The 14,012-nt window shown below is 44.7% G+C and carries 7 protein-coding genes; 4 read left to right on the top strand and 3 right to left on the bottom strand.

Features of this window, described 5'->3' with window-relative positions:
* Window positions 1-2: 2 nt before the first annotated feature.
* The 3 genes from AC27HD_RS11840 (at window position 3) to AC27HD_RS11830 (ending at window position 5,731) form a co-directional block, all read left to right on the top strand.
* A complete protein-coding gene (locus tag AC27HD_RS11840) occupies window positions 3-1,490 on the top strand; it encodes a sensor histidine kinase (RefSeq protein WP_487106061.1) in 1,488 nt (495 codons plus the stop codon).
* A 719-nt stretch (window positions 1,491-2,209) separates the two neighbouring features.
* Window positions 2,210-3,784, top strand: coding sequence for a glycoside hydrolase family 68 protein (locus tag AC27HD_RS11835; protein WP_487106059.1), 1,575 nt, complete (start codon window positions 2,210-2,212; stop codon window positions 3,782-3,784).
* A 294-nt stretch (window positions 3,785-4,078) separates the two neighbouring features.
* Entirely contained in the window at window positions 4,079-5,731 is a 1,653-nt protein-coding gene (locus AC27HD_RS11830) for a glycoside hydrolase family 32 protein (protein WP_487106057.1), read from the top strand.
* A gap of 250 nt (window positions 5,732-5,981) precedes the next feature.
* On the opposite strand, the gene AC27HD_RS11825 is transcribed toward AC27HD_RS11830, so the two are convergent.
* Entirely contained in the window at window positions 5,982-9,416 is a 3,435-nt protein-coding gene (locus tag AC27HD_RS11825; protein ID WP_487106055.1) for a hypothetical protein, read from the bottom strand.
* Window positions 9,417-9,698: 282 nt separating this feature from the next.
* Here AC27HD_RS11825 and AC27HD_RS11820 point away from each other — a divergent pair, with 282 nt between their 5' ends.
* Complete coding sequence (locus AC27HD_RS11820) at window positions 9,699-10,691, top strand: LacI family DNA-binding transcriptional regulator (protein ID WP_487106053.1); 993 nt, start codon at window positions 9,699-9,701, stop codon at window positions 10,689-10,691.
* Here the strand turns inward: AC27HD_RS11820 and AC27HD_RS11815 are convergent.
* Window positions 10,672-11,904: an oligosaccharide MFS transporter gene (locus AC27HD_RS11815; RefSeq protein ID WP_487106051.1), complete on the bottom strand. Its 1,233-nt coding sequence runs from the start codon at window positions 11,902-11,904 to the stop codon at window positions 10,672-10,674. The genes AC27HD_RS11820 and AC27HD_RS11815 overlap by 20 nt on opposite strands.
* Window positions 11,905-11,931: 27 nt before the next feature.
* Complete coding sequence (locus AC27HD_RS11810; RefSeq protein WP_487106049.1) at window positions 11,932-14,007, bottom strand: glycoside hydrolase family 32 protein; 2,076 nt, start codon at window positions 14,005-14,007, stop codon at window positions 11,932-11,934.
* Window positions 14,008-14,012 lie beyond the last annotated feature (5 nt).

Raw genomic sequence — 14,012 nt, 5'->3', positions numbered from 1 at the left:
CAATGAAACTCAGTTTTTATCCTCGCCTTGCGCTGTATGTAGTTGGCGTATTTATGGTCGTTATTGTTGCCTGCTTTTACGTCACGAATTTACTGCAACAGCGAACCCAAGAAGAAGCTGAGCAAAGACTCCACATTGGTTTGGCTGAGCATTTAGTTGGCGACAATCCGCTGCTCGAAGAAGGGGTTTACGACTATAAAGCGTTAGAGAATCTATTTCACACGTTGATGATTTTGGGCCCTAACTTCGAATTTTATTATCTCAGTCCGCAAGGTGACATTCTTACCTACTCAGCAGAGCCGGGTAAGGTAAAGGCAAAGAAAATCGATCTACCCCCCATTCTTCAATTAGTTAATACCGACATTGAATTACCTATTTTAGGGGATGACCCGAGAAACCTAGACCAGCATAAGATATTTTCAGCCGCCCCTGTGTACAAGCAAGACACGCTTCAAGGCTACTTGTATGTGATTATTGGCGGTGAGCGTTACGACTCCATTCTTGCTAATTTGAAAAACAGCCAAAGCATGCGAGAAGTGGCGTTGTTTATGTTTGTGGGTATGGCTTTGCTATTAACCGTGCTTTTGATCCTTTTTAAATATTTCACTCACCCCCTTAGGCGCTTAAGTGATGACATGGATAAGGTATGTAAAGCTGAATTTGACCGAGAAAAGTTAATGCCCGTTTTAGCCAAGTGGGACAAAAACAGTACCAACGAGATAGACCGCCTAGGATGTGGCTTTCACGATATGCTATTGCACATTGATGATCAGTTTACGCAATTAAATAAGATTGATAGCCAAAGGCGCGTGCTGCTGGCCGACTTATCCCACGACCTGCGAACCCCTTTGGCAAGTTTGCAGGGCTATATCGAAACTTTGGCGATTAACGCTGATAGCCTATCGAATGAGGATAAACAGTACTTTATTGATGTGTCGTTAAAGAATGCCAAAAACCTAAAGCATCTCATCGACCAGATATTTGAGTTGGCGTACTTAGAGGGCGGCCAAGTAATGCTGCATCAAGAGTCATTTCCGTTAGGAGAATTACTTCACGATGTAGCAGCAAAGTTTGAGCTAGATGCAAAGCAAAAAGACATTACTATTCGCGTTATTCCCAATCATTTCGAGTATCACGTATTTGCAGACATTGGAAAGCTTGAACGGGTGCTTACTAACCTAATTGCCAACGCGATACGTCACACGCACCCCAATGGAAGCATTGACCTAAAAGTCACTATTTTTGATGAAAAATTACGGGTAGATATTATTGATACTGGCGTAGGTATAAGCGACAAGGAAATTGCGTTTATCTTCGATGCTAGATATCAAGCTAGCAATACAGAGAAAGGTAGCCTTAGCCACGTGGGGTTAGGATTAGCTATTTGTAAAAAGCTGATGGCGCTGCTGAATTCGGATTTACAGGTAGAAAGCCAGCTAGGTCACGGAACGTGTTTTAGTTTTGAATTGACTCTCGCACAACACTCTTAAGCATTAGGTAAATAGTTATTTGGCTATACTGGCATTATTTATCCGCCGCATTCCCAAGTTAATACTTTAAACACAGTTCATTGATATCTTACAGAAAAGCTGTTATCTGAATCTTATAAGGGTAAATTACAGGCGAAACCTGCTTCGCCAAAAAATACTCACATCAAAATAAGAAACATTTAAATAATGAAAAAATTACAAAAAACTTAAACGATTAAGTCAATTTTACATTATGAATCATCAAAAGGATTAAAATAGTAATCCAACTTAATATAATTTTTTTCGCATAAAAATAGATTTATCATAGCTTTAACACATCACTCATTCACCAATAAAATAAATGCAATAGAATCATAATATTAACCCTTTAAAAATAAATTTATAAATAGTTTAAAAAATAAAAATGGCAAAAATCCCCATGAAAATTTCAAAAAAAATCTAAAGACAATTTATTTGTTATTTAAATTCTTATCTATTACAAAGTCTTATAAATATCTTTAAACTTAATCGTTTAAGTTGACTTGTACTTTAGTATACACTCCCTATCTCTACGGTATGTAGCTCGTAATTATTAATCATACCTCAAGGCTAATCACAGCACCTATTTTCCGCTTTGTTGCCGAGGAGCAGTGATGTGGATCAGCATTAAGGTACGAACGGAATAAACTCGTGCACATTCCAATTTAGAAAGCACACACTAATCAAGGAGAATGATATTAATGGATCGTAAAATAAGTAAGACAGCCCTCTCAGTTCTAGGGGTATTTTTGGGTATAACGACGGCTGCTGTTGCAGACCCCTATCTACAACCAGGGCCTGAGCCAACGATTCACACGCAAGAAGCATTTTCGCCACAGGGCAACTTCACTGCCAAATGGACTCGAGCCGACGCCCGTCAGATCAAGCGTATGTCTGATCCAACGGCAGGCTCACGTCAAAATTCAATGCCTTTAGAATACACAATGCCTGACGTTCCGCAGAATTTCCCCGACATGTCGAATGAACAAGTCTGGGTATGGGACTCTTGGCCTCTGACTGACGCCGACGCGAATCAGTACAGTGTGAACGGGCAGGAAATTATTTTCTCTTTGGTTGCTGATCGTAGCCTTGGCTTTGACGATCGCCACGTTTTCGCGAAAATTGGATACTTCTACCGCCCGGCTGGAATTCCTGCTGAGCAGCGTCCGGAAGACGGAGGCTGGACCTATGGCGGCCTAGTGTTTGATGAAGGTGTGACCGGTGAGATATTTGAAGACCAGTCTTATAGTCACCAGACACAATGGTCAGGTTCAGCCCGTATTTTTCCAGGTGGCGAAGTTAAGCTGTTTTTCACTGACGTTGCCTTTTACCGTGACCCAGATGGTGGCCCAGACATCAAGCCTTACGACTCTCGGCTCGCGCTAAGCGTAGGTCGTGTGCATGCAAATAAAAATGGTGTGAGATTCACCGGTTTCAATAAGGTTAAGTCACTGCTTGAGGCGGAAGGCAAATACTATCAGAATGCCGAGCAAAACCCGTACTATAACTTCCGCGACCCGTTTACCTTCGAAGACCCAGCTCATCCGGGAGAAACCTATATGGTATTTGAGGGCAACTCGGCAATGAACCGTGCAACTGCACAGTGTGATGCACAGGACCTTGGCTACCGTGATGGCGACCCTTATGCTGAGACAGTCACTCAGGTAAATGCATCAGGTGCCCCTTTTCAGATCGGTAATGTGGGTCTGGCCAGAGCCACCAACGAAGACCTGACCGAGTGGGAATTCCTGCCTCCGATTCTGTCTGCAAACTGTGTAACCGACCAGACCGAACGCCCGCAGATCTACCAGCAGGATGGTAAGTATTATCTTTTCACTATTAGCCACAGCACCACTTACGCGGCAGGCATTACTGGTCCTGAAGGCGTATACGGCTTTGTAGGCAATGGTATTCGTAGCGATTACCAGCCGATGAATCAGGGATCTGGCCTAGTGCTCGGTAACCCGACAAACCTTAATTATTGGCCAGGCACGCCATTTGCGCCTGACTACAACCAGCACCCTGGACAATTCCAGTCTTACTCGCACTACGTAATGCCTGGAGGTTTAATCCAGTCATTCATTGACACTATCGGCACTAAGGAAGACTTCCGACGTGGCGGTACCCTTGCACCTACGGTCAAGATCAACATTGATGGCGCTTCATCAACAGTAGATTATTCTTACGGTGTTAACGGGTATGGACTGGGTGGTTGGGCCGATATCCCGGCAAACCTGAATGTTAATTCTGGCGGAAAGATCAAGCCACTTAAGTAATAACGCAATTTATTAATTTATTCAGCGCTTATCAGGAGAGGAACAACGGCTACAGGGCTGTGTACCCTCTCCTGTCTTACTCGTTCATGATAACTAAAAGTACATTGGTAACACTTTGCACGATAATCTCACATAGAGCTCAGGCTTTCCCACTATGCAGAAGACGATTTGCACAATGCTGCAATTACCCTCTTTGCAAACTGGTATCTTGGTGCTCAATCTCATTTGATATGTTCGCAGAGTACCCTTGCGGAATTACTTTGCTTCATTGCCGACACTCCGGTAAGGAGAATTATGAATCATCGCCCTATTTCAATGTTTGTATCTGGCAGTCGTTTAGCAATTTGCGCGCTGTTAGTGATAGGCTGTTCAGCGGCAGCGCTGGTCGCTGCATCCAGTTCTAAAACTGTGCCGGACTCCGGGTTGAAACCATCATTATCTGCAGAATCGTCTACATTTCTGCGTTCACCAGAGTGGGCACCTTATCGACCCGCGGTGCACCTAACACCCGCTAAACACTGGATGAATGACCCTCAGCGTCCAATTATGATCGACGGTGTCTGGCATTACTATTATCTCTACAATGCCGATTACCCCGAAGGAAACGGTACTGAGTGGTACCACACTACGTCAACGGACCTTGTACACTGGCAAGATCACGGCGTCGCGATAGACAAGTACAAAAATGGTCTTGGCGATATTGAGACGGGTAGCGCGGTGATTGACGTTAACAACACTGCAGGATTTGGTTCTGGCGCTATTATCGCTACCATGACTCAACAGCATGAGGGCATACAGCGCCAGTCACTTTTCGTATCTGTCGACGGTGGTTATCGTTTCAAAGCGTATAAAGGTAACCCTGTCATGGATAATCCCGGCGCCGAACATTGGCGCGACCCTAAAATCATCTGGGATGACGCGGGTGAAGAATGGCTGATGGTGCTAGCCGAAGGCCACAAGATCGGCTTTTATACGTCGCCTGATTTAAAGCGTTGGACCTATCAGTCTGGGTTTGAGCGCAATGATCTTGGAATTTTGGAGTGTCCTGACCTTTTCCGCATGTCGCTTGATGGTGACCCCGCTAGAACACGCTGGGTTTTAGCAACCGGTGCCAATGGCTTCAAAAAAGGCATGACAACGGGAACCCTATATTGGATCGGAGATTGGGATGGAAAGCATTTCACCGCGGATAGTGAAGAACCTCAATGGCTAGACGCCGGCGCTGACTTTTACGCTGCAGTAACGTGGAGTGATCCACGCCAGAGCGAGACCGAACAACTCGCTGCTCGCTATGCTATTGGTTGGCTCAATAATTGGGCTTATGCCACCAATCTGCCGACAGATGACTGGCAAGGGGGAACTCATTCAATCGTTCGTCGAATCAGGCTAAAGTCGATTGATGGTAAACCGCAGCTTGTCTCGCAGCCCATTGCTGCGGTTGATAAACTAGAGGGGGCTGGCGAGTCGCGTTCTGATGTAAAGGTAACAACAACATCGACAACAATACTCCCGCAGCCAAAAGCCGATGCCTACCGGCTTAGGATTGAACTTGACGCAGCCTCAGAAGCCAGGGAAGTAAAGTTCAGATTAAAGGAAGAAGGTGATAACTTTGTTGTTGTTGGGTACAACTTTTCGAATAACACTGTTGCTATCATGCGAGATAAGGATGCTGCAGCCGATGCGATGCCTGAGATTTACCGAGAGGTCAGACAATCTACGGTAAAGGCACGAAACGGCATTATAAAGCTGGATATCATTGTTGATACGACCTCGGTCGAGGTTTTTGCGAATGACGGTGAAGCTGTACTGTCAAATCTAGTATTTTCTCCCCCGAGCGCGAAGAACCTTTCGGTTGAGTCAATTGGAGGAAATACAGAAATGCGAATATTCAGTTTAACCCCTTTAAAAGTCGCTCCAGTTAAGCGTCATAATAGTGATGCAAACTAGGTATTGGCTCTTGGAACTGCTGAACATAGTAACGGCTGTTCATGAACTACTGCGCTATCGATTCGCGCAAAAATATCAAGGGTACATATTTCTCTTCAATGCGCACACTCGCTCGTACTTTATTCAAGTAGAGCAAAATAGAAAGTGGGATATAGCTGGTCGGTTGGTAGGGTGTTATTTCGTTAAGAGTTAAACGTTTTTCGAGACTAAAAAAAAACAGACCACGTTAACGTGGTCTGGTTTTGTCTCACTAATTTTTTACAAACCGTTGTAAATTATTGACTGATATCGCTTGCTCTCGAGTGTAAACGCCTACCGAACGGTACTCAAGATCGTATAAACGAAAACTCAACGCTCTAAAGTCATTGATATAGGCGCTACCTAGGCCAGTTTCCGGATCTAACCACACATCAATCTGCACGCCCGCGGCAAGGTCCATCGGCACTGACACTTGTGCGTCCATATTACCTACATTCACTTCTTCGCCTTCACTCACCGCAGGTAAGTCTGCTGCTCTGAACTCATCCGCGATTAGGTATGGCAGTGCAGTATCTGAACCGTCATCCGAATGCAGGTCTATTAACCGTATCACGGCGGTCTGCCCTATAAACTCGCTAACATCCCACGTCGCCCACGCTAACAAGAACTTATCATCTGCAGTCTTTTCTGCATCACTGCCTGACTGACTGCGAACAACCTCACCGTCTACAATTAGAACAACTGCAGTTGCATTCTCATTATCAAATGGATTAGAGCCACCGCCAATTAAAAAATTGATGTAAGGCTTAGTAATCTCAAATGTTGGGGAGTCCGCGCTTCCCGAAGCACCATAACCAATCCAGCCAAGCGCATTTCCGTTTTCGTCAAAGCCATCACCAAAACTTGAAAACACCCTTTCACCCACATTATTCGCGATGTCGCCGCCCCACCAACCACCGTCAAGTGCTACGAAATCACCCGTGATGTTTGTGAACTCATGACCCGCTAATGTATTGTATTGACCACAGCAAAACTCAAAACCAGCGATATTTTGCTCAGGATCTTCTGTTCTCGCAAAAAGCGGTTCGCCTTCCAGTGCAGGTGTTGGCGTTACGCTCGAGCCTCCTGTCGGAGGTACCTCACCAAAGTAAAACGACGCCTGGTTGCTGTTGGTGTCGAACTCAATTCTAGCAACCTGCTCAGTTTCTTCATCAGTCGGAAAATAAAGGCCGAACCTACCATTTGCATTTTCACTACTTATATTCATGGATAGGCGGTTCTTTTCGCCTAGTGCTTCTAGCGCAAATGCAGAAGATGATACTAACGAAATAGGCGAATCTTCAGAAATGGTCCCCTCGTGCCCCTGGATATCAGTGTTAATTGCCTCGGCAAACTCGGTTTTGTAAGCATCTGGCATTATCACCGCCAACTCGCCTGATGCGGTTTGCACTAGTTGATGAATGGCCAAATCGCCACCGAATGTGCCTACTCCCGCATTTGTTCGAGTGACTTTGTGCGGTATCCAACCGAACATAAGCGTTGCCTCTTCAGAGGAGGCGGTTCGACCTGCGTAAAAGAACTCACCATCAAGTGATGTGTAGTCTCCAAGCTGCCACCCAGAGCTGGACTGCACAAGGTGTTTAATATCTCTTTCACCGTCATTCTGGTCTGAAAACAGTATAAACTCGTTGTCTGTAAAATCGACCCAGTCTGGTACCTCTAGATTAAGCGGTGTGTCTAAAGTGAATAAAGGCGATTGTGGCGTCCATGTAGCAAGGTTGTCAGAGGTATACAGACCAATTGCAGCTTGCTCGTTATAGCGGGTAGTAATGAGCATCCAGTAATTGCCCGTATCCTCATTCCAGAATACTTCCGGATCTCTGAAATCAAAATCGCTGTATCCGTTGCTTCCTGTGAACGTATCTTCGGCAACTTTAGCAAAGTCTGTCAGAGTATTGTCGGTGGCTACGGCATGCATAACCGCTTCCACAGGGTTAAATTCTGCATTATGGCCATTAAAGAAGATATGAGTTTGCCCATCTACGTCCTCAATAACACTTCCTGAGCCTGTCCACTGATCTTGCGTGTTGGCATCGCCGGTAGCTTGAATTACGCGTTGTGGAAAGCTTCCGCTTTGAAGATCAGTTGTTTTCGTGAGATACCAATCGTGAAATGCAGTGTCGATTAGGTAATAAATATAAAAAGTGCCATCTTTGAAATACGGGTTTGGATCGGCCATGACCAAAGGCAGAGCGACATGATGGCCGTCAGGCGTGCTAACAAAATCACTTTGGTTGGGCTCAATAGCCGCAAAATCAGCCAGTCTGATTTCATCTAGCATGATAAACGGTAGGCTTCCGTCATCTTCTCCTTGATGCTGGTCGATAATTTCCAGTACTGCGGTTTCACCTTGCAGCGCACTAACATCCCAAGTATGCCAGTCAACTTGAGCTTCTTGCCCGTTGCCCACTGCTTGGCGAACTATCTTGCCGTTTACACGCAGCACCACTGCTGTGGCATTTTCATGAGTAAAGCCGTTGGTACCACCGCCGATCAGAAAGTTTAAAAATTTATGGGAAATGTCAAACGGTGGTGAGCTCAACGTGCCGGTAGCCTCGTCACCAATCCACCCTAGTCCGGTTCCGTCGGCTGTAAAACCATCTCCACGACTGGTAAAAATTCGCTCTCCTTGGTGGTTAACAATATCTGCTGCCCACCATCCACCATCTAAGTTGGCCATGTCTCCTGTCGCTCTGAAGTCATGATTGGCGTATGTATTGAATTGCCCGCAACAAAATTCAAACCCAGCAATATTTTGATCAGGATCTGAAACGCGAATAAATGCAGGTATACCCTCAATTTCAGGCTCTACAGAAATATTCACCGACGCCAACATTTTGCTTTCTAATTCTGGTACGGCAGCGGCCTCTTCTGACACTCTGAATTCATCTGCCAATAAATAGGGCAAAGCATCGTCAGAATTATCATCGGGATGGTGATCAATAAAACGGATTCTCGCATTGGTGCCAATGTAATCGGTAACATCCCAGCTTACCCACCGCATGCTCATTTCAGTATCGTCGCCACTAGCCTGACGGACAATTTCATCATCGACAATCAGTGCTACAGCGGTTGTATTCGGCTCAGATATACCATTGTGGCCTCCACCGACAAGAAAGTTTATAAAACGGTGAGTAAGTTCAAAAGAAGGGCTCTCCATTGTTCCTGTCGCACTAAAACCAATCCAGCCGAGCGCTTCGTCGTCACTTGTGAAGCCATCGCTAAAGCTAGAGAATACACGCTCACCGACAACGCCAGCCACATCGGCCCCCCAAAAGCCTCCATCTAGTGTGTCAAAATCACCTGTTATTGCCCCATAGCCATTTTCAGCATAGGTATTATATTGCCCACAACAAAATTCAAAGCCCGATAGAATTTGTTCGCTATTTTCCGGGTTGGTAAAAAGTGGTAAGCCTGAACTCTCTGGGTTGTCGGTGAGAATAATCTCATCATTGGGTTGTTGCTCTTCAGGAGTGCCTCCGCCACCAATCACATCCGACGGGCTCTGCCCTTCCTGTAAAACAATTAGCTCAGCATCAACCTTATTTTTTGATTCTTCATCAGAGCATGCTGAAAGCGAAGCACCCACTAGCAATATTAGTCCTGATGATTTCCACACCCTAAGATAGGGCTTTGATGTTTTCATGGTTTCCTCCATAGCGTTTAATTACACTATGTTCTGTTAACTTTAATGAGTTATGTCAAAACCGTACACGTTTTTTGACGTTCAAATCTGTGGGTATTCAACCCAAATAAACAACGTTGTCTTTTTATGCTAATGGGATATAAACATTTATTCAACAACTTTTTTACATTTATGAGGTCAGCTCAAAAAACCTCGTCTTGTGAACACCTTATGGAAAAAGAATGCAAAAGTGTGTAGCGTTAGGACATTAATATTAAGCACTGAAGTCGGGAATAATCTGTCATGGTGACGATAAAGGACGTAGCTGCGCACGCTGGCGTCGCATTTAAAACAGTTTCCAGGGTTGTAAATAACGACCTTACCGTTAAGCCTAAAAATAGAGAAAAGGTGCTTAAAGCAATTGACGAACTCGGGTATCGTCCAAACCGTGCAGCGCAATTGACGCGTAGGAAAAAGTCTGGAGTAATTGGTTTTATTGCTGATGAGCTACTACGGGTACCTTACACTTTCGATCTTATTCGAGGAGCTCAAGACCTAGCATGGAATAACAATAAGGAGTTGATGGTTTTAAACGTAAACGTCAATAAATACAGTGCTGAGGGCGCGTTAAATCATCTTTTTGAGCACCGTGCAGAAGGCATTATTTACGCGGCTATGTATCACCGAGAGGTGACACTCCCCTCTCAATTTTCCGAGATTCCCACCGTTTTAGCAAATTGCTTCGACAGTCAAGGTCAATACCCTTCAATTGTTCCTGATGAAAAAGAAGCTGGACGGGAAATTACCGCAAACATGTTGCGCAAAGGCTACAAGCGCATCGCATTTTTAAACCTGAATGAAAATATTATCGCTGCGAAACTTCGAAAAGAAGGTGTAGAGCAAGCATTTGCTGACGCTAAAATAAGCTCAGACAACCTAGTTATAGAGTCTGTGATTATCGGTGAAGAGAATGAAGAGGGTTCAGTTACCCGCAAACGCGCCGCTGAATTGATAAAAAGTTTCAAACCAGATGCTATTTTATGCGGTCAGGACCCTATGGCAGTGGAAGTCTATTTTGTCGCACAAGCTTTGGGACTTCAAGTCGGTAAGGATATTGGAATTGGAAGCTTCGATGATTGGGACATTATACCGTCTCTTGTACAACCAGGCTTGACGACTATGGCTCTCCCTCACTATGAAATGGGCCAATGGGCATTTAATTACTTACTTGAGGAACGAACTGATAAAGCAAAAGAAGCGGCTCGGTTTACCTTTGTTAACCGCCAGTCATTTTAGCAGTTTTTTGGTATGTTTTGGGGCCTGTATTCTCTAGCAGCCAGAACGATAGAACAAGATTCACGGTTACCACACAACCTAATAGTAAATATGAATCTGTAAATCCAAGCTCATCATAAAGCTTCCCAACAAGTGACGACAGCAATGTTGTCACTACCTGGGTAAAAAGATGAAACCCTATTAGATAAATTGTTGTCGATAACCTTGCGTCAAAGTGGGCTACTATGTATTTGAAAATGGCAACCAGTAGGATAGGAAGTTCCAACGCATGCAACAGCTTTACCAGAGAAATGGACAGGGGATCGTCAACCATACCTGACGCTAACATACGGACAGCCATAATAGCCCCACTTAAAAGAAGCCCGTATTTTGGTCCAATTCGATTAACAATATAAGGCGCAACAAACATCATCCCTGCTTCGACAAATACTTGCAGCGAGTTTAGATAGCCATAAAACCGGTTTCCTTCTTCTTGCGAAGAAAACAAAGAGGCAAAGTATACAGGGAATTGTTGATCGTATATCTGATAGAGGCATGACACCCCCATAACATAAACGCTTAGTCGCCAGAATCGGCTCAGTTTGAAGAGCGCCCATACATCACTTAGACCCACTTTGTTAGTTTTCGATGACGTTTGACTCGTTGATGTAGGTAACCAAAACAGACAAAGTATGAACATTATTCCTGTGCCTGTTGCAAACGCAAAATTTAGCCTTGGGTCGATGTTAAAGAGCCCACCTGCTATAAAAGTTGCTACGGCCCATCCCAGTGATCCCCATAACCTAGCTTTACCAAACTCTACATTATGTTGCCGGCCAATCCGTTCAATGAAAGCCTCCAGCGTTCCAACTGCAGCACCAAATGTAAGCGCGCTGTACACCGCTCCAGCAATGGCACCAACCAGGAAGTTAGATTCCAGCAATGGTTGGTAAACAAAAATAAAAAATGGCCCCACGCTAGCCATGAGAATGCCCAACAAAAACAAAAGTTGTTTACCCGTACCTAAGCGGTCCTGCAGAACACCATATGCAGGCATAATGAGTAAGGCAGCCATAGCATTGATGGCAAATACTACCCCTATTTCCTTTCCAGATAGCCCGAGGGTTTGGTTTAACCATAAAGGAAATAGGGAGTAGCAAAACGACCAAGTCAGGAAAAACGTGAAGAACGTTAATGCCGATGACCAGTATGCTGAATGTGGCTGCCATTTCATAATAGTGTCCAGGCTCTTACTATTGACTTACTCAGACGACCACACTGAGCCTAAGCGCTCAACGGATATCTGATGTAATGATTGACTATCTGGTCCCACCCGCATCGTGTCGTACACCGACTCGGGAAATATCAACGATGTCATTACAGTAGTTCCATTATCAATAAACAGCTCCAGTGAAGAACGGTCAACCACTAGGGTTACGTTAAATGAATCGGTTGTTGTAGTGAGAATACCGTTCTGTTTATCACTAAACTGCTTATTAAACGCTATCTCTCCGGAGTTACTGCGATCCAGCAAAACGGTAGATTGTTGCGGGTCAATTTCAATATCAACGTATTCACCATTTTCGTTTTCTAATCGAATTGAAATCGGTGATGTCGCTTTTCCCTGAATCTCAAATGAGTAGCGAAGCGCTGACTCTCTATTAGCTTTGTCTACCGCCGAAAGGCTAATTGTTTCACCTGAAGCTAGCGTTGAAGATTCCTTTGTAGCTTCCACTAAATTATCTACCTCTTCAACTAGCTGACTTTGAACCCGTAACCCTTCATCGGTCTCAACTAGATGCAAAGAGCGGGGCAAAGTCATGGCACTGCGCCACTTTTCAGTGGGTACCTCATTGGCATATAACCAATTGCTCATCCATCCCATGAAGATATGTCGTTTCTCTTCACTGTCTGGAGAATTGAAAAAAGTCACACCGGCATAATTGTCAGTACCGTGATCAAGCCACATGGCCGGCTCAATTCGATTTAACGCCGGTGCCTTTGCGAAAACGATATCATCGATATATGTATGACCCCAGCCTTGTGTCTCTTTATCGATAATTCGCAAAAAGGCTGATTTGCCCTGCCACTGACTAACATCCCAGCTTGCATAGTGAAGCGTTTCGCGGTTTAAACCTGTTTCTGATTTGACGACATTTCCCTCGACAACAAGTTGAATGCCCACCTTATTTGGGTAATTTCCACCACCGATTTTAAAGTTAATGAACCGCTCTACGAGAATAAATGATTCCGAAGTAAGCGTACCTGTAGCACCGTCTTTCTCTGCGAAGCTGTTTACAAGAGACGAGCCTGAGAACCCCGTCGGCGAGGGTTGAGCAGGATGACCGCCGGTCGTTGGAGCAGTAGCAAAAGCATTGCCTATTGACTTCCACTTATCGGCACCGCTTTCGAAGTCGTCGAAAACTGTGCCTTCAGGAAACTGTGCTGGAATGGGAGCTAGTTCGCTCTGCCACTGACTATCTAGCACAAAATTGCTACCATCGAAATCGCCAACAAAGTATTGAGTTGCCGAGCCACCATTTGGTCCACCTGGTGATATACTGACTAATAATACGTATCGAGATTGGTTAGTCCCTTCAACTGGCATTAAAAGTAGTTCTGGGCATTCCCAAACGCCGCCGTGATTTCCAATATCTTCACCAAATGTACTTTCTAAAGACCAGTCAATCAAATTATCCGAGCTGTAAAAGCCAATATGATCTTTTTGTGCCAAAACCATCACCCACTTTTTAGACGATTCATGCCACATCACTTTGGGATCGCGAAAATCTTTTATTCCTGGATTTTCAATAACCGGATTACCTGAATACTTTTTCCACGTCTTTCCCTGATCTAGACTGTAGGCAAGTGCCTGGGTTTGAAAATCAATTACTCCCTGCTTTTCCATTTCGGCATTGTGGTAAGTATACAATGCGACTATGGGTGGATTTTCTTTTGTTCCAAAGCCACTGGAGTTATTGAAGTCGACAACTGCGCTACCCGAAAAAATGGTGCCTAGCTCGTCCGGGTATAGGGCAATCGGTAGCTCTTCCCAATGAACTAAGTCTTTGCTTACCGCATGCCCCCAGTGCATTGGCCCCCATACAGAGGCATCAGGGTTATGCTGGAAGAAAAGATGGTACTCTCCGTCGAGATAAAACATGCCATTTGGGTCATTCATCCATTTCTCAGCGGGAGAAAAATGAACCTGAGGACGGAAGGCTTCGTTGCGCTTAGCCTCGACTTGGTAAGTCGGGCTCTCGGTAAGTGGACTGGTATGATTCATGGAACATCCAACAAGAGCTGAAGAAATAATAAGACCTAACATTGTTTTCATATTTA

The organism is Alteromonas sp. 4NS20-0143, assembly GCF_057542855.1.
Note: the sequence above shows the minus strand (reverse complement) of the source record. Positions and strands in the feature narration are given on the sequence as shown.

Excerpts from the sequence above, each read along its gene's own strand:
- AC27HD_RS11835 (WP_487106059.1), top strand. The coding sequence starts at position 2,210 with ATGGATCGTAAAATAAGTAAGACAGCCCTCTCAGTTCTAGGGGTATTT.
- AC27HD_RS11825 (WP_487106055.1), bottom strand. The coding sequence starts at position 9,416 with ATGAAAACATCAAAGCCCTATCTTAGGGTGTGGAAATCATCAGGACTA.
- AC27HD_RS11810 (WP_487106049.1), bottom strand. The coding sequence starts at position 14,007 with ATGAAAACAATGTTAGGTCTTATTATTTCTTCAGCTCTTGTTGGATGT.
- AC27HD_RS11820 (WP_487106053.1), top strand. The coding sequence starts at position 9,699 with ATGGTGACGATAAAGGACGTAGCTGCGCACGCTGGCGTCGCATTTAAA.
- AC27HD_RS11830 (WP_487106057.1), top strand. The coding sequence starts at position 4,079 with ATGAATCATCGCCCTATTTCAATGTTTGTATCTGGCAGTCGTTTAGCA.
- AC27HD_RS11815 (WP_487106051.1), bottom strand. The coding sequence starts at position 11,904 with ATGAAATGGCAGCCACATTCAGCATACTGGTCATCGGCATTAACGTTC.
- AC27HD_RS11840 (WP_487106061.1), top strand. The coding sequence starts at position 3 with ATGAAACTCAGTTTTTATCCTCGCCTTGCGCTGTATGTAGTTGGCGTA.